The sequence below is a fragment of the Niveispirillum sp. FG148 genome (genome assembly GCF_057809655.1).
In genome coordinates this window covers 373,828-389,348 of record NZ_JBMDKJ010000002.1, presented here as the reverse complement: position 1 = coordinate 389,348, position 15,521 = coordinate 373,828, and the positions used below count along the sequence as shown (strand labels likewise).

Annotated in this window: 14 protein-coding genes and 1 pseudogene; 7 read left to right on the top strand and 8 right to left on the bottom strand. The window is 64.2% G+C overall.

Features of this window, described 5'->3' with window-relative positions:
- Together ACODTW_RS03555 and ACODTW_RS03550 are read right to left on the bottom strand one after the other, a co-directional pair.
- A partial coding sequence (locus tag ACODTW_RS03555; protein WP_488944517.1) for a hypothetical protein occupies nt 1-334 on the bottom strand: 334 nt, incomplete at its 3' end.
- Between the two features lie 602 nt (nt 335-936).
- Nucleotides 937-1,928, bottom strand: a pseudogene (locus tag ACODTW_RS03550) (IS3 family transposase); the annotation flags it as partial.
- Nucleotides 1,929-2,140: 212 nt separating this feature from the next.
- On the opposite strand from ACODTW_RS03550, the gene ACODTW_RS03545 reads away from it, so the two are divergent.
- Nucleotides 2,141-2,575, top strand: a complete 435-nt coding sequence (locus ACODTW_RS03545) for an IS110 family transposase (RefSeq protein ID WP_488944515.1) — start codon at nt 2,141-2,143, stop codon at nt 2,573-2,575.
- Here ACODTW_RS03545 and ACODTW_RS03540 read toward each other — a convergent pair.
- Both ACODTW_RS03540 and ACODTW_RS03535 read right to left on the bottom strand, forming a co-directional pair.
- Nucleotides 2,553-3,773 (bottom strand): IS256 family transposase, encoded by a 1,221-nt coding sequence (locus ACODTW_RS03540; RefSeq protein WP_488944514.1) that lies wholly within the window; start codon nt 3,771-3,773, stop codon nt 2,553-2,555. The two genes, ACODTW_RS03545 and ACODTW_RS03540, sit on opposite strands and share 23 nt — an antisense overlap.
- Nucleotides 3,774-3,849: 76 nt before the next feature.
- Nucleotides 3,850-4,695, bottom strand: coding sequence for an alpha/beta fold hydrolase (locus tag ACODTW_RS03535; RefSeq protein WP_488944512.1), 846 nt, complete (start codon nt 4,693-4,695; stop codon nt 3,850-3,852).
- A gap of 188 nt (nt 4,696-4,883) precedes the next feature.
- Here ACODTW_RS03535 and ACODTW_RS03530 point away from each other — a divergent pair, with 188 nt between their 5' ends.
- From ACODTW_RS03530 to ACODTW_RS03515, 4 genes are all read left to right on the top strand, one after another.
- Nucleotides 4,884-6,221, top strand: a complete 1,338-nt coding sequence (locus tag ACODTW_RS03530) for an aromatic ring-hydroxylating oxygenase subunit alpha (RefSeq protein WP_488944511.1) — start codon at nt 4,884-4,886, stop codon at nt 6,219-6,221.
- 110 nt (nt 6,222-6,331) lie between these two features.
- Entirely contained in the window at nt 6,332-7,066 is a 735-nt protein-coding gene (locus ACODTW_RS03525) for an SDR family oxidoreductase (protein WP_488944510.1), read from the top strand.
- A gap of 86 nt (nt 7,067-7,152) precedes the next feature.
- Nucleotides 7,153-8,610: an aldehyde dehydrogenase family protein gene (locus ACODTW_RS03520; RefSeq protein ID WP_488944523.1), complete on the top strand. Its 1,458-nt coding sequence runs from the start codon at nt 7,153-7,155 to the stop codon at nt 8,608-8,610.
- A gap of 24 nt (nt 8,611-8,634) precedes the next feature.
- A complete protein-coding gene (locus tag ACODTW_RS03515) occupies nt 8,635-9,396 on the top strand; it encodes a TetR/AcrR family transcriptional regulator (protein ID WP_488944509.1) in 762 nt (253 codons plus the stop codon).
- A gap of 15 nt (nt 9,397-9,411) precedes the next feature.
- Here the strand turns inward: ACODTW_RS03515 and ACODTW_RS03510 are convergent, their stop codons facing one another.
- From ACODTW_RS03510 to ACODTW_RS03495, 4 genes are all read right to left on the bottom strand, one after another.
- Nucleotides 9,412-10,218, bottom strand: a complete 807-nt coding sequence (locus ACODTW_RS03510) for an enoyl-CoA hydratase/isomerase family protein (protein ID WP_488944508.1) — start codon at nt 10,216-10,218, stop codon at nt 9,412-9,414.
- 10 nt (nt 10,219-10,228) lie between these two features.
- Nucleotides 10,229-12,424, bottom strand: coding sequence for an acyl-CoA dehydrogenase family protein (locus tag ACODTW_RS03505; protein WP_488944507.1), 2,196 nt, complete (start codon nt 12,422-12,424; stop codon nt 10,229-10,231).
- Nucleotides 12,425-12,555: 131 nt separating this feature from the next.
- Nucleotides 12,556-13,374, bottom strand: a complete 819-nt coding sequence (locus tag ACODTW_RS03500; RefSeq protein ID WP_488944506.1) for a coniferyl-alcohol dehydrogenase — start codon at nt 13,372-13,374, stop codon at nt 12,556-12,558.
- Between the two features lie 51 nt (nt 13,375-13,425).
- Nucleotides 13,426-13,629 carry a ferredoxin gene (locus ACODTW_RS03495; RefSeq protein ID WP_488944505.1) on the bottom strand — a complete coding sequence of 68 codons (204 nt, stop codon included), beginning with the start codon at nt 13,627-13,629 and terminating at the stop codon, nt 13,426-13,428.
- A gap of 285 nt (nt 13,630-13,914) precedes the next feature.
- Here ACODTW_RS03495 and ACODTW_RS03490 point away from each other — a divergent pair, with 285 nt between their 5' ends.
- Both ACODTW_RS03490 and ACODTW_RS03485 read left to right on the top strand, forming a co-directional pair.
- Nucleotides 13,915-14,319: a Zn-ribbon domain-containing OB-fold protein gene (locus ACODTW_RS03490; protein ID WP_488944504.1), complete on the top strand. Its 405-nt coding sequence runs from the start codon at nt 13,915-13,917 to the stop codon at nt 14,317-14,319.
- On the top strand, nt 14,316-15,482 hold the full coding sequence (locus ACODTW_RS03485; RefSeq protein ID WP_488944503.1) for a thiolase family protein: 1,167 nt from the start codon (nt 14,316-14,318) through the stop codon (nt 15,480-15,482). Before ACODTW_RS03490 ends, ACODTW_RS03485 begins: the two co-directional genes overlap by 4 nt.
- The last annotated feature ends 39 nt before the right edge of the window (nt 15,483-15,521 follow it).

Here is a 15,521-nt window from a genome sequence, read left to right as displayed (position 1 = left end):
CGGTCGCTATCACCGCTTCGCCGCCCGACACGTCGGCGTTGGAAATGATCAGGCCGGAGTTGGTGATGCTGTTGCCCTGGTTGTGGATGGTCACGTTGCTTCCTTCGGAGCCCGTCACAACATTGTTGAGCTGACCGGTCGCTATCACCGCTTCGCCGCCCGACACGTCGGCGTTGGAAATGATCAGGCCCGAGTTGACCACCTCATTGGCCTGGTTGGTGATCTTGACGTCCGCCGCCGCCGGACCGACCGCAGCGACCGCAGCGACCGCAGCGACCGCAGCGACCGCAGCGACCATCGCACCAGCGATGCGCGAATTTACATAGCGAAACATTGCTTGATCCCTTTCGGCTCAAAGCGACATGAGCGTCGCTTATGACCAAAAGGTGCCGGCCTTCCGGGGTTTATACAAATTGTAAAGGAGCCATTTATGTCGAAAGGGAACGTCGGCTGAAGTGTCCGCTTTGTAAAATGGATTACCATCCTATGTATGCGTGATATTTCCTTGGCTTAGTGAGAAAAGCGTCGGCGAGAAAGTTAAGTTAACCATATATAAACCACACAGGGGCACTCTATAGGGCGCTCGGCCTCATGGATACAGCTTACCTGTTGATTTCCACGCGGAACTGACCCGGGATTTCCATCGAGAAATGACCCACCACTGAGTTATGAGGCGGATTTCATAATTGGGTCAAGGCATGTGGATTTGCCTTTCTCTTGCGGGATGTGATGGCAGTGTTGGTGAACTGGCCCCCGTTTAGACCGGACATTCAGGCCTAGCCAGGGAGGCTTGGGGATATCCCTGAGCATGTGCTTATGCCTGAGATCGAGATCATCACGGATGGCGGTCGCCGTCGCCGCTGGACGGCATCGGAGAGAGCTGGTCCCCTGTGATCGGACAGTTTTTGCTCGGCGTTAAGCTTGGTCCTGTTCAGTTTACGCCGCCAAGCACAGTCTTTCCGCCCCTCGCCTGTACGCCTCGTCGGGTGTTTGTCCTGCGAGCGCGAAATGAGGGCGTTGGGTATTGTAGTAATCGATCCAGCGTCCGATCCCGGCCCCGGCCTGGCTGCCGGTCTCGAAAGCGTGGAGATAGACGCATTCGTATTTCAGGGAGCGCCAGAGCCGTTCGATGAACACATTGTCCATCCAGCGGCCCCTTCCATCCATGGAAACCTTGATACCGGCATCGGTCAAGATGCCGGTGAACCTCGGGCTGGTGAATTGGCCACCCTGGTCGGTGTTGAAGATTTCGGGCTTGCCGTGGCGGGCCATGGCATCCTGCAGGGCCTCCAGGCAGAAATCGATATCCATGCAATTGGACAGTTTCCAGGCCAGCACCTTACGCGATGCCCAGTCCATCACGGCGATCAGGTACAGGAAGCCCCGTCGCATGGGAATGTAGGTGATGTCCGTACACCAGACATGGTCCGGCCTGTTGATGGTCAGGTCCCGCAGCAGGTAGGGCCAGATCTTGTGCTCGGGATGGGGAACGCTGGTCTTCGGCCGCTGATAGATGGCGGCCAACCCCATCCGGCCCATCAACCGGCGCACCCGCTTGCGATTGACGACATGACCCTGGCGCCGCAGATGGTGGGTCATCTGCCGACTGCCGTACCAGGGCGTCTCCAGGAACTGGGCGTCGATCACCCGCATCAGCGCCAGGTTCTCCGCGCTCTCGCCCCGTACCGGCCCGTAATAATGTGACCGGCTGATCGACAGCAGCGCGCATTGCCGGACAACCGACAAGCTGGGATGGGATCGATCCACCATCTCCCGCCTCTGACCGGCGCTCATCGACCGGAGGCCTTGCGCAAAAAATCCCGCTCAACCACCAACTGCCCGATCTTGGCGTGCAGCCGGTCGATCTCGGCGCCATCAACCAGCGGCGCAGCCTCGGCCTTGCCGGAAAACGAGGCGGCCATTCCCTTGTATGTCGGATGGTGCTGAACCGTGCGATGGTTTGGCTTTCGGCGGGTGAGCCTGCAATTCCCTTTTTCCTCTGAGTTCGGGACTGAGATGAGGCCCCCGCCGACTTTGCCGCGTGGAGACCGTACGGTATCGGAGGCCCCTTTGCCGGTGAGCCTGGATGCACAAGGATGGTCGTCGAACGCGGCGCATCTGTTGAGCGGCGGAGGGGACAATGGCGGGTTTCCTGGGTATCGATATTGCCAAATACGAGTTTGATGCGGTGCTGCTGACGGGTTCGGGTAAGCGGCACCGGGTGTTCGACAACACGGAAAGCGGGTTTGCGTCTCTGGTGGTCTGGCTGGGCGAGGACGCATCTGGTGTTCATGCCTGCATGGAGGCGACGGACGGGTTTGGTGACGAACTGGCGCTGTTCCTGCCCGCGCGGGGCATCGCGGTCAGCATTGTCAATCCGTTGCAGATCAAGGCCTTTGGCCAGAGCGAGCTGGTGCGGACCAAGACCGACAAGGTGGATGCGGGTGTCATCGCCCGCTTCTGCCGTAGCCAGGGTCCTGCCCATTGGCAGCCCCCATCGGCCCGCGCCCGGGGACTATCGGGAATTCCGTGGTCGGCTGGGCGGTTTGAAATCAGGCGTTCATCGCCTTTGTGAACCTGTCGCCGAACAGGACGGCCATCTGAGCCTTGGCCGCCGTCCATTCACGTGCGGGCATTTTCCACTCTTTCTCGGCCCTGTTCAAGACCAGGAACAGCAGTTTCAGCGCGGCTTCGTCATTGGGGAAATGCCCCCTTGCCCGGACGGCGCGGCGGAGCTTTGAATTCAGGGCCTCGATGGCATTTGTTGTATAGAGTATGCGTCTGACCTCGCGGGGAAAGGCAAAGAACGGGATGACTTCCTGCCAGGCCCGGCGCCAGGCCTTGCCGATGGCCTCATATTTCTGGCCCCAGGGGCCTTGCTCGAATGCCGTCAGGGCCTTCTCCGCCTCCTTGTCGTCCAGGGCGTCGTAAACCTGCTTGAGCGCGGCGGCGACCGGTTTGCGGTCCTTCCAGGACGCGAATTCCATGCTGTGGCGCAGGAGATGGACGATGCAAGTCTGTACGCTCGTTTCCGGAAAGGCGGCGGCGATGGCTTCCGGAAAGCCCTTCAGCCCATCGACCACGGCCAGCAGGATGTCCTCAACGCCTCGGTTCTTCAACTCGTTCAGAACCCGCAGCCAGAATTTTGCCCCCTCATTCTGTTCGATCCATAGGCCCAGCACCTCCTTGGTGCCGTCCACCCGCACGCCGATGGCGATGTGGATCGCCTTGTTCCGGACCAGGCTCTCGTCCCGGATCTTGACCCGCAGCGCGTCCAGGAAAACCAGCGGATAGACGGCCTCCAAGGGCCGGGTCTGCCAGGCCGCCACCTCGTCCAGCACTGCGTCCGTCACCGCCGAGATCAGGTCCGCCGACACCTCGATCCCGTACAGTTCCCGCAGGTGGCCGGTGATTTCCCGCGTCGACATGCCCCGCGCATACATCGAGATAATCTTCTCGTCGAACCCGGGGAACCGCCGCTGGTACTTGCCGATCAGCTGCGGATCAAACGTTGAGGCCCGGTCGCGCGGGATCGACAGTTCCACCGACCCCGTATCCGTCAGCACCGTCTTGCGGCCATAGCCGTTGCGCCGGTTGCCACTCTCATCGCCGGCAAGATGGTGATCCATCTCCGCCTTCAATACCCGCTCGGCCAGCGCCTTCTTCAACTGATCAAGCAGGCCATTCTGGTCAAAGGCCGCTTTCGCGTCCCCGCCAGCCAGCAGCTGGTCCAGAAGCGCATCGGGGATAATCGGGTCCTTGCGTCGTGCCATCGTGAAGCTCCTTTCCCATCACTATGGCCCAGCCGAGCACGAAATTCCCGATAGTCCCGGCCGTGGCCCGTGGCCCCTATTGCGCCTGCCGCGTCACGAAATCGAACACGGCCTTGTTGAAGGCGTCATTGGCATCGCCGGCGACCATATGGTGGGCGTCGGCGATGTCCACATGTTCGGCCTGCGGGACCAGGGCCAGGAATTCCCGCGCCCCTTCGTCCGACACGATGCGGCTGCGTCCGCCGCGCAGCAGCAGGGTGGGGACGGTCAGCGCGCGGGCGGCGGCCTCCAGCCGGGCCGGGGCGTCCTTTCGCTGTTGCGCATTCTCCCCCATTTTCATGAAGGCGGGGTCCCAGTGCCAGTAATAGCGGCCATTGCGCAGCCGCAGGTTCCGCTCCAGGCCCCGCGTGTCCTTGGGCCGTTCGCGGTGCGGCAGATAGGCGGCGACGGCATCCGCTACCGCGTCCAGGCTGGCGAAACCATCCAGGCCGCTGCCCATGAAATCCATCACCTCTCGTGTGCCGTCGAATTCGATGCGTGACGTGATATCGACCAGCACCAGGGCCCGCAGCAGGTCCGGCGTGCGGGCCGCCGTCAGCATGCCCGCAAGCCCGCCCAACGATGCGCCAACCACGACGGGCGCCGCCGCAAAACCGCGCAGCACTGCGGCCAGATCGTCGGCGAACAGGCCCAGCTCATAATGGCCATCGGGTGACCATTCGCTGTCGCCATGCCCGCGCAGGTCCATGGCGATGGTCCGGAACCCCTGCCGTGCGCCCTCATTCAGGGCCTTGCCCCAGCTTTGCCGCGTCTGGCCGCTGCCATGCAGGAACAGGATGGGCAGGCCGTTTTCCGGTCCGGAAATATCGGCGGCCAGTGTCACGCCGGCGCCCTGAAAATGGGTCCGTTGGCTCGCGGACATGGTTGGAACCCCTGCGCTGTAAATGATGCGGATCAAGCAATAGGCAGGGTGGGGCCCCTCGTAAAGCGGCGGCGCCAAAACCCCGCCGCAGCGATATCGGCGTTGGCGTGCCGCCGCTTGCTTTCCATCGGCGGGCCCCCGGCCTAGGTTTCAGCAACCCCCGGACATGCTGGAACGGAGCCGTCTCCATGAATGAAATCAGCAAGGTCAGCCGCGCCCTCAGTGAACGCCCGACCATCATCGATATTGCCGCCTATACCTGCCCCGACTATGCCAAGGCGGAGGACGGAAAGCTGTGGGCCAAGGTCTGGCAGGTCGCCTGCCGGGCGGAGGAACTCGCCAAGGTCGGCGACTATGTCACCTACGACATTCTGGATGAAAGCATCATTGTCGCGCGCGTGGCGGAAGATCGCATCGCCGCCTATTACAATGTCTGCCTGCATCGCGGCCGCCGTCTGACGGAAGGCTGCGGCCATACCAAGCGCTTCTTCTGCAAGTTCCATGGCTGGAAATGGGATCTGGAAGGGCGCAATGTCGATTGTCTGTCGCGCGACGATTGGGAAGGCGCGCTGACGGACGAGAACCTGACCATGAAGCAGGTCAAGGTCGACACCTGGGGTGGCTGGGTCTTCATCAATATGGACCCCGACGCCGAACCGCTGCGCCAGTATCTGGGTGTGGCGGCCGACATGCTGGAACCGTTCGAACTGGACAAGATGCGCTATCGCTGGCGCCAGTGGCTGACCTTCCCCTGCAACTGGAAGGTCGCCATCGAGGCGTTCATTGAGGGCTATCACGTCCCCGGCACTCATCCGCAGCTGACCAAATACGGCGCCAAATCCACCTGGAGCCAGGCGCATGGTCGCCACAGCGTCTTTGGTCCCGCCGCGCAGAAGGGCTTTGGCGGGGCGTCCGGGGGTGTGTCGGGCGATATCGACATGCGCGTGGCCCTGGCCGATGTGATCGGCCAATTGTGGGAGGAGGTGAACGCCACCACCACCCAGACCATCGTCAATGCCGCTAGGCGATTGGTGGACGAACTGCCGCCGGAAACGCCGCCCATGCAGGTGCAGGCGCATCTGATGATGCAGGCGGCCAAGGATGATGCGGCGCGCGGTGTGCAGTGGCCCCGCATCGACCCGGCCCATTTCGCCAAGGCCGGCACTGTCTGGCACCTGTTCCCCAATACCATCATCATCCAGGGCCCGACCTTCGCGCTCTGCTACCGCGCACGGCCCAACGGCTTTGATCCCAACAGCTGCATCTTTGAAGTCTATGTGATCGAACGGTTCCCGGAAGGGCAGGAGCCCAAGCCCGAAAACCTGTTCAAGCCGACGCAGGACGAGGCGACATGGCGCAAGGTTCTGTGCCAGGACTTCGCCAATATGGGGGAGGTGCAGAAGGGCATGAAATCCCGGGGTTTCCCGGGCTCGCGCCCCAATCCGGTGCAGGAACGCACCGTGACCAACTTCCATCGCGTGCTGGCGGACTATATGGGCACGGGCGCGCCGGTCCCGCTCGACTGACGGGACGGGGGATGAAGCATCGCCCGCGCGATGCCCTTGCCCCTTGCGGTTTTGCCCCCGAACCGTGCAGCCTGAACGCAAAAAATGACTATGTGAAATGGGGAGTTGAGATGGCCAAGACCATTGTGATCACGGGCGCCGGCAGCGGGCTGGGCCGCGAGGTGGCGCGCGAACTGGCTGCCGACGGGCATGTGCTGGTGCTGCTGGGCCGCACATTGGCCAAGCTGGACAAGGTGGTGGCGGAAATCGGCAAGGGTGCCTATGCGCTGGCCTGCGATGTCGGCGAGGCCGGGTCCGTGCGGGAGGCCTTTGCCCAGATCGCCCAACGGTCGGGCCGGGTCGACGTGCTGATCAACAATGCCGCTGTCTATCAGCCCTTCCTGGTGAAGGATGCCACCGACGACCAGATCCTGTCGGCCGTGCAGACCAACTATATCGGCCCCATCTTCTGTGCCCGGTCGGCCATCCCGCTGATGGGCAAGGGCGGGCACATCGTCAACGTATCCAGTGAATCCGTCGGCCTGCCATTCCCGATGTTCTCGCTTTATCAAAGCAGTAAGGCGGCCCTGGAGCGGTTTTCCCAGGCGCTGTCGGCCGAACTGGCGGCCGATGGCATCCGGGTGACGACGGTCCGGGCCGGACAGATGATGGGCGAGGACATGACCTGGAACATATCGCCGGAAGTGGCGGCGAAGTTCGGGGCGGCCTGCATGAAGGCGGGTCTGGACCTGCGGTCGCGGCCGATTTCGCACTTCTCCTCGCCCGCGAAAATCTTCCGCACCCTGATCAATCTGCCCGACGATCTGAACATCGAACATCTGGATCTGCAGGCACGGCACCGCTGACGGGGCCGAAATCCATACAATCGGATCCATACACTCTCCATACAATCCCCGATCGGGGGTCCATACAAGGAACAGATCCCGTGTCCATGCTGCCGGAAGCCAAGCTCTATATTGACGGTGTCGTGCGCGCCGCCGAGGGGAACAGGACCTTCGACGTGATCAATCCCTGGACGGGGGCCGTCGCCGGCCAGGCGGCCGACGCCTCGGCTGCCGATGTGGATGCCGCCATCGCCGCCGCCCGCCGCGCCTTTGACACCACCGACTGGTCGACCAACCCTGCCAAACGCCTGGAACTGGTGACGAAGCTGCGCGCCCTGTTCCAGGAAAACCGCGACCGTCTGGTGGCGCTGGCCCGTTTTGAGGCGGGATCGGCCCTGGGTGCGGTGGACAAGGCCCAGGTGGGCACGGCCCTGTCCGGCTGGGACGACCTGCTGCGCGTCTTCCCGCAGGTGAAATGGGAAAAGGATTATGGCGAGGCGCAGGGCTTCGGCTTCACCTCCCGGCGCAAGGTCGTCTATGACGCGGCCGGCGTGGTGGGGGCGATCACGCCCTGGAACGTGCCGCTGTATGTCAATGTCGGCAAGGTGGTCTCCGCCCTGCTGGCCGGCTGCACAATCGTGCTGAAGCCGGCCCCCGATACGCCGGGCATGGGCGCAATTTTCGGGGAGTTGGCGGCCCAGGCCGGGTTCCCGCCGGGTGTGCTGAACGTGGTGACGGGCAGCGATCCGGTCCTGGCCGGGGAGATGCTGGTCACCGACCCGCGCGTCGATGTCATCAGCTTCACCGGTTCCACCGGTGTGGGCAAGCGCATCATGGAAAAGGGGGCGGCCACGCTGAAGCGCCTGTTCCTGGAACTGGGCGGCAAGTCGGCCAAGATCGTCCTGGACGACGCGCCCAACTTCGCCATGGAAGTGATGATGTCGCTGCTGGTCTTCCATGCCGGCCAGGGCTGCGCGGTGCAATCGCGCCTGCTGGTGCCGAAAAGCCGGTATGAGGAGGCGGTGGGCGCCCTGAAGATGGCCTATGCCGGGTTCGCCGCCAAATGGGGCGATCCGGAGGACCCGGCGCAGGTCATGGGGCCCGTCGTGTCGAAGAAGCAGTTCGACCGTGTTCTGTCCTATGTCGAACTGGGCAAGCAGGAGGGTGCGACCCTGTTGGCCGGCGGCAATGCGCGGCCCGACAAGGGCGACGGCTTCTTCATCGAGCCCACCTGCTTCGTGAATGTCACCAACGACATGCGCATCGCGCGGGAGGAGATTTTCGGCCCCGTGCTGGTCGTCATCGCCTATGAGGATGACGAGGATGCCATCCGCATTGCCAATGACAGCGAATATGGCTTATCTGGCGGCGTCGCCGGTTCGGAAGAACGCGCGATGCGTGTCGCGCGCCGTATCCGCACCGGGTCCGTCAGTGTCAATGGTGGCCTGTGCATCGCCGGCGATCTGCCGTTCGGTGGTTACAAGTCCAGCGGCGTCGGCCGTGAATGGGGTGTCGAAGGCATCGAGGAATTCCTGGAATCGAAGGTCATTGCGATCCGGGCGTAATCCACGGAGTTGAAGGTCAGGGGCATGGGGACTGAACAGCAACGACCGGCCGATGGCGATGGGGTACCCAGGCGGCGGGGGCGCAAGCCCGCCGCCGCGCCGGTCATCACCGCCACGGGGGATGAGGACAGTTTCAACCTGAACGGCCAGCGGCTTGGCCGCAAGGGGCGGGAGACGCGGGAGCGGATCATCGCGGCCGCGCAGAAACTTCTGGCCGGCCCCCCATCCACCCCGATCAGCCTGAGCGCGGTTGCGCGTGAAGCTGACCTGAAAATGACGACGCTCTATCTCTACTTCAAGGATCTGACGGAACTGCTGCTGGCCACGCTGGAACCGGTGATGGAGACGGCGGAGGACGCCTATATGGCGCTGGCGCGGGATCGGTGGCCCGATGAGGATCTGAACGGCTGCTGCCTGCGGTTCGTGAATGCCTATCTGGCCTTCTGGCGCAAACATTCCTTCCTGCTGCACCTTCGTAACAGCATGGCCGACCAGCATGATGAACGCATGATGGTCCACCGCGTCCATTCCGCCCGGCCGATGATCAGCATGCTGGTGCGGCAGATGGATTGCGCATCACCCGCACCGGACAGCCCGGCACTCAGCATGGCGACCGTGCTGCTGACCGGCGTGGAGCGTGTCGTCACCATCGTGACCGATACGATCCTGGTGAATTTCTTCGGCGCCTCGATGAGCGAGCAGATGACGCTCCGCCGTATCGAGGCGGAGGCCAAGCTGATGGAGTTGGGCATCGCCGAGATCAGGCGGCAGATGCGGGCAGGTTAGGGAAAGCGGGAGGCATCAACCTCCCTTTCCCACCTTCGCGATATAGGCTTCCAGCTTGTCCAGATAGGCCGGGTTCAGCATCAAGGCGCTGTTGGCCAGACGCTCGACCTGGCGCGCCTGGTCGCGGCCAACCTCATAGGCCAGTTCGATGGCGATCTTGGCCGCACCCATCTGTTCGGCATTCTGTTTGGCCAGATGGCGACAGAAATCCAGCGCGGCGAGGTCCAGCCCGTCATCGGGATGAACCTCGTGGACCAGTCCCATCATCAGGGCGCGCTGGGCATCCGCCGGCTTGTTGGCCATGATCAGATAACGCGCCCAGTGCGGACCGCAGAGCCGGGTCAGGCGGCTGACGCCATTGGAGGCCGGCAGCACGCCCATCAATCCCTCCGGAAAGGCGAAAGACGCACCGACGGCGGCCAGCCGGAAGTCACAGGACAACGCCATTTCCAGTCCACCGCCCACACAGGGGCCCTGGATGGCCGCGACGATGGGCTTTTCCACATGCTCCATCTCGTCATAGATCCGCTGCATGCCGTGCAGGCGCAGGCGGTGGTTCTCCCGGATGGCGGTGGCGGAACGCAGGGGGGCGGGCGGGCTGTCGCTGCGATCGCGCAGATCGGCGCCGGCGCAGAAATAGCGACCGGTGGCACGGATCAGCATGACCCGCAAAGAAGGATCATCCCGGAATCGGTGCAGTGCCTGTTCAAACAGGCGCATGGTCTGGCCCGACAGGGCGTTCAACTTCTCCGGGCGGTTCAGGGTGGCCACCAGGATGCCGTCGACATCCTCTGTCAGCAGGTGGGGGGCTTCATCGGACATGTTTTCCCCCTCAGGCGCGGGTGCGCGGCAGGCCCAGACCGCGCTCGGCGATCAAGGAACGGTGGATTTCGCTGGTGCCGCCATAGATCGTGGTGCCCTGGGCGTGGCGATAGCCCTGATTGATCAGGGCTGCCGCCCCCGGCCGCTTTGACAGGGACAGTGGTGCCGTCAGATCCAGAAGGTCGCGTGCGTCGGACAGGAATTTTTCGGACGAAAACATCTTGGCCATGGGGCCATAGGCCAGGTTCGGCTTCTTTTCGACGCTGGCCCACAGCGACCGCCAGGTCAGCAGATCGGAGACCATGACATTGGCGGCGGTGCGGGCCAGCCGCATCTGTGCCTGGCTCTGTGCGATCAGCGGACGGCCGTCCTGCATAATCTCCCGTGCCAGAGTCTCGGCCGCGTGCAGCAAGGCGCGCTGCACCTTGGCAAAGCCACCGCCATGTTCCAGTTCCAGCCCGACACTCATGGTGCGCACGCCACCGTCGACATCACCCAGCCGATAGCTGTCGGGAATGCGGACCCCGTCATAGAAGGTGATATTGGTCCGTTCATCCTGGAACGTATAGACCGGCTGTACCGTCACGCCCGGCGTCTTCAGCGGCACGATGAACATGGTCAGGCCCTTGTGCTTGGGCACATCGGGATTGGTGCGCGTCAGCATCAGCACGTAATCGGTCAGGTTGGCGCCCGATGTGAACATCTTGGTGCCGTCAATGCGCCAGCCATCACCATCACGCACGGCCTTGCACTGGGCCGCGAACACGTCGGAGCCCGATTGCGGTTCTGAATAGCCCAGCGAGGCGATGGCTTCGCCCGCCAGGATCGGTTCCAGCACCTCGCGCTTGACCTCCGGACTGCCGAACCGATGGATCATGGCACCGACCAGACCCGCGACATTGGCCACGGGATTGTTCCAGCCATGATGTTCGAAAGCCTCCATCGCGGCGTTGCGGGCATAGGCGGAGAAGCCGCGCCCGCCCATATCCTTGGACCAGCCCAGGAACAGCAGGCCGGCATCGGCCAGCTTTTTGTGAAAGGCGGGGTTGTGGCCTTCCCAGGAATAATGGGCGTTGGCCCGGATCTCCGGTGTCATGTTCTGTTCGAAGAAGGCATCGATTTCCGCCACCAGGGCGCGGGCTTCCTCGCCATGGTCGAAATCAATCGGCACCTCGCCCACCGGGGGCAGGCTTGTCCCCTCACCCCCATAAAGACGGCGGCCGGCTTCTTCCAGCCACAGGCGCGGATCCCCGAAGACCAGCGGCCAGGCCTTGGCCCGCAGATTATAGAGGTGGATGTCATATTCGGTGGTCAGGCCGTAGCCGCCGAACGTGTGCAGGGCCTGCGCCACCGTGCGGGCGGCGGCATCGGCATTCCACCAGGCGGCAATGGCGATGGCGGCGCCGGCATCGGGCGCACCATCGGCGATATCGCGCAGGGCCTTCCAGATCAGGAACTTGCCGCCATCGACATCGCACAGAAGGTCGGCCAGCGGATGCGATATGGCCTGATAGGCGCCGATCAACTGATCGAATTGCTTGCGCTCACAGGCATAAGCGGCGGCCAGCGACAGCGCCTGCCGCGACAGGCCGGCCAGGCCGGCGGCGATCAGCAGCTTCCATTCCTCCACGCCGGCCTGAAAGGTGGCGATAGCGTCCGGGCCGCTGGCGATGATGGTGCCGGGCAGGGCCGCAAAGTCGATTTCCGCCAGCGGCGTGGCGGCCAGCGTGGGCTCTGCCCTGGCCGGTTGGGCGGACAGGTCGAACAGCAGCACATCCGATCCGCGACGTGCCAGGATGGCCTGCGCCACGCTGCCACCCGCCACCCATTGCCGGGGCTGGATCGCCAGATCATGCAGGGCCAGCGTCGCCACCACCGCGCCGGTGGTCACATCCGCCAGCAAGGACGGGTCCCATTCGGCCAGCAGGCGGGCAGCAACCAGCGCTTCGGCCAGCGGACCGGACACCAGCGTGCGGCCGGCCTCCTCTATCAGCATGGTGGCGACGATCAGCCCCAGGCCCAACCCGTCCTTTTCCTCCGGCACGCGGATGGAGAAAGCGCCCAGTTCCGCCAGCCCGTGCCAGAGATCGGCATCGAAGCCCGTCGCCTGGGCGGCGCGCACGCGCTCCATGCTGCTGTGCTTGTCCAGGAAGCGCGCGAACTGGTCGCGCATCATTTCCTGATCTTCGGTCAGATCGAAATTCATGGGCTGGCCCTGCATAAGGCAAAGAAATGGCGTGGCCGTCCGCAAGGGCGGGATGGCTGATCTTCCAATTCATCACCATCCAGGCCTTCGCCCGAATGGTGATGAAACCACAGCGTTGACCTGGGCGGCGCTTATCCCGCCCGGCGCATCATGGCCGACATGTCGACCTGGCCCGTGGCCACACCGCCCATGAAGCCGCCATCGACCGGCAGGACCACGCCATTGATGAAGCCGGCCAGGTCGCTGTTCAGCAGCACCAGGGCCGCGGCCTGTTCCGCCGGGGTGGAGCGGCGGCCGATGGGCTGGGTTGCGGCCTCCAGCACCTCCGCCGGGGTCGCCGCCTCGAACGCCGCCATCATCGGGGTCTGGGTGGGGCTGGGCATGGTGGCGTTGATGCGGATGCCCTTCTTGATCAGGTGCGCACCGGACAGCATGGTCCAGACATTCACGGCTTCCTTGGAGAAAGCGTAACCCTCCGCCACCGTCTCCTTGTTGGCTTCCGCCCAGTCGATGGCGGCCTGGTAGCCGCGCGTGGCGATGATGCCCATGATGACGGGCACGCGCCGGCTCCACCCCATGCCGCCGATGGAGGAGATATTGGCGATGGCACCGCCGGCCGCCATCAGGGGCAGCACCTGTTCCGTCAGGTGGCGGGTGCCGATGAAGTTCACCTTCATCACATCCATGGGCGGCGCTGTCTGCGGCAGGCCGGCGCAATTGAACAGCGCATCCACCTTGCCGCCGATGGCCGCCACGCCCGCCTCGATCGAGGTGGGGTCGCGCAGGTCCACCTTGTTGAAGGAAGCCAGCGGCAGGGTGCTGTCCTTGAAATCCAGGCCGTGCACGTCCGCGCCCAGGTCCAGCAGCAGCCTGGCCGTCGCCTCCCCCATGCCGGAGAAACAGCCGCTGACGATGACGCGCTTGCCTTTATAGCCGAGATTGTCTGACATTTTGTTTTCTACTCGTTGGCGGTGGGGAAGGGTGTGGCGGGCGTCCGCCGGTCAGGCCTTGTCGTCTTCGATGATGGTGATGATGCGTTCCGGGCAGGCCCGCGCGCCGCGCCGGGCCAGTTGTTCCATGCCCGGCGGCACCACCACCTCGTCGGTGGCGATGTACCCTTCATCATCCAGCTTGAACAGCACCTCCGATACCGCCGCGCAGCGGGCATTGCCCACGCAGGCGGACTTCTGGATGCGGATTTTCATCGGATACGCTCCTGTCAAAACGGGCGTCCGGAACAATGTTCGACGCCCGGCCGCAGCCCAATAAACATGACCGCGCAGGGCCGATCAACCGGCGCCGAACCTTGATCGCGGGGGCGATGCCGGCCCCGCCACCGTCAATCGCCGCCGCGATATGTCGGGCCATTGCCGGTCCCCGCGTTGCCTTCCCCTGGGGCGGACGACAACATGATTTCCAAATCTCACCGCCTTCATCGGAGAACTGGACATGACGCCGGACCAATCGGGGCCCCGCGGGAGCCGCAGGCCATGACCGTACCACGGCCGCGTCCACGGCTGGACGCCGACAATCGTGCATTCTGGATCGGCGGATCGGAAGGCCGCCTCAACATCACCTGCTGCGCCGACTGTGGCGGATACAGCCATCCGCCGCGTTCCGTCTGCCGTCACTGCCGGTCGGAAGCCGTGGCGCCGACGGCTGTGGCCGGTACCGGCATCATCGACAGCTTCACCATCAACCACCAGCCCTGGATGCCGGGCCTGGAAGTGCCGTTCGTCATCGCCCGCGTCGCCCTGGATGACGCGCCCGGTGTCTATCTGACCACCAACATCGTGGGCTGCCCGGTCGAGGATGTCGATATCGGCGACCGGGTGCGGGTGCGGTTCGAGGAACAGGACGGCGTCTGGTTTCCCCTGTTCGAGAAGGCGATATGAGCATGGCCAAGGGTGAAGCCTATATCACCGGGATCGGCCTGTCGGAGGTGGGTGTGCGGCTGGCGCGCCCCCCCCTGGGCCTGACCCTCGATGCCGTGCGGGCAGCGCTGGCCGATGCGGGCCTGGGTTTTGACCAGATCGATGGCGTCGCGACATATCCGGGCCGAATGCCAACCTTCCTGGGCTTCTCCCCCGTCGGCACGGACGAGGTGATCGACGCGCTGGGCCTGAAGACGCGCTGGCATGCCGGCGGCGGCGAACTGACGGCGCAACTGGGTTCCGTCGCCCTGGCGGCGGCGGCGGTACAGGCGGGGCACGCCCGGCACATCCTCTGCTTCCGCACCGTCTATGAGGCGGCGGCACTGTCGCGGCCAGACGAATTTCCGCCCCTGCGTCGCCGGGAAGTGGACGGAGCGTCGCAATGGACCGCGCCGTTCTTCGCCATCTCGGCCGCCAACTGGACCGCGCAATACGCCACACGGCACATGAAGCGCTACGGCCTGACCCGTGAACAGCTGGCGCAGGTGGCGCTGAACGACCATGCCAATGCCGCGCTGAACCCCAAGGCGCTGGTGAAGAAGCCGCTGACCATGGACGAGTACATGGCGGCGCGCATGATCTCCACGCCCTTCTGCCTTTATGACTGTGACCGCTTCACCGATGCCTCCACCGTGCTGATCGTGTCGGCCGGCGATGCGCTGGACGAGGTGGCATCAACGCCTGTGCGCATCGCGGCCACGGCCGGGTCGGTCGACCGCTATAGCTGGGATCAGGCGGAATGGGCCGGGGCCTATGCCACGGGGCGCGACCTGTGGCGCCACACCGATTACCGGCCCGGCGATGTCGATCTGGTGCAGTTCTACGACGGCTTCGCCTTCCAGCCCATCACCTGGCTGGAAGGGCTGGGCTTCTGTGACATTGGCGAGGGTGGCCGCTTCCTGGAAGGGGGACGGCGCATCGCCCGGGATGGCGAGCTTCCCATGAATACCGGCGGCGGCCAGTTGGGCGCCGGGCGGCTGCACGGCTTCGGCATGGCGCACGAAGCCGTGGTGCAACTGCGCGGGCAGGGCGGGGATCGCCAGGTGCCCGGAACGCCGCGCGTGGCCATTGCCACGTCGGGCGGCGGTCCCATGGCGGCGGCACTTCTGCTCGCCAGGGACTGACAGATACTATACAAGGTTAGTAAAATCAGAGGAGACGCA

Coding starts and splice junctions, on each gene's coding strand:
- ACODTW_RS03545 (WP_488944515.1), top strand. CDS start 2,141: ATGGCGGGTTTCCTGGGTATCGATATTGCCAAATACGAGTTTGATGCG.
- ACODTW_RS03540 (WP_488944514.1), bottom strand. CDS start 3,773: ATGGCACGACGCAAGGACCCGATTATCCCCGATGCGCTTCTGGACCAG.
- ACODTW_RS03535 (WP_488944512.1), bottom strand. CDS start 4,695: ATGTCCGCGAGCCAACGGACCCATTTTCAGGGCGCCGGCGTGACACTG.
- ACODTW_RS03530 (WP_488944511.1), top strand. CDS start 4,884: ATGAATGAAATCAGCAAGGTCAGCCGCGCCCTCAGTGAACGCCCGACC.
- ACODTW_RS03525 (WP_488944510.1), top strand. CDS start 6,332: ATGGCCAAGACCATTGTGATCACGGGCGCCGGCAGCGGGCTGGGCCGC.
- ACODTW_RS03520 (WP_488944523.1), top strand. CDS start 7,153: ATGCTGCCGGAAGCCAAGCTCTATATTGACGGTGTCGTGCGCGCCGCC.
- ACODTW_RS03515 (WP_488944509.1), top strand. CDS start 8,635: ATGGGGACTGAACAGCAACGACCGGCCGATGGCGATGGGGTACCCAGG.
- ACODTW_RS03510 (WP_488944508.1), bottom strand. CDS start 10,218: ATGTCCGATGAAGCCCCCCACCTGCTGACAGAGGATGTCGACGGCATC.
- ACODTW_RS03505 (WP_488944507.1), bottom strand. CDS start 12,424: ATGAATTTCGATCTGACCGAAGATCAGGAAATGATGCGCGACCAGTTC.
- ACODTW_RS03500 (WP_488944506.1), bottom strand. CDS start 13,374: ATGTCAGACAATCTCGGCTATAAAGGCAAGCGCGTCATCGTCAGCGGC.
- ACODTW_RS03495 (WP_488944505.1), bottom strand. CDS start 13,629: ATGAAAATCCGCATCCAGAAGTCCGCCTGCGTGGGCAATGCCCGCTGC.
- ACODTW_RS03490 (WP_488944504.1), top strand. CDS start 13,915: ATGACCGTACCACGGCCGCGTCCACGGCTGGACGCCGACAATCGTGCA.
- ACODTW_RS03485 (WP_488944503.1), top strand. CDS start 14,316: ATGAGCATGGCCAAGGGTGAAGCCTATATCACCGGGATCGGCCTGTCG.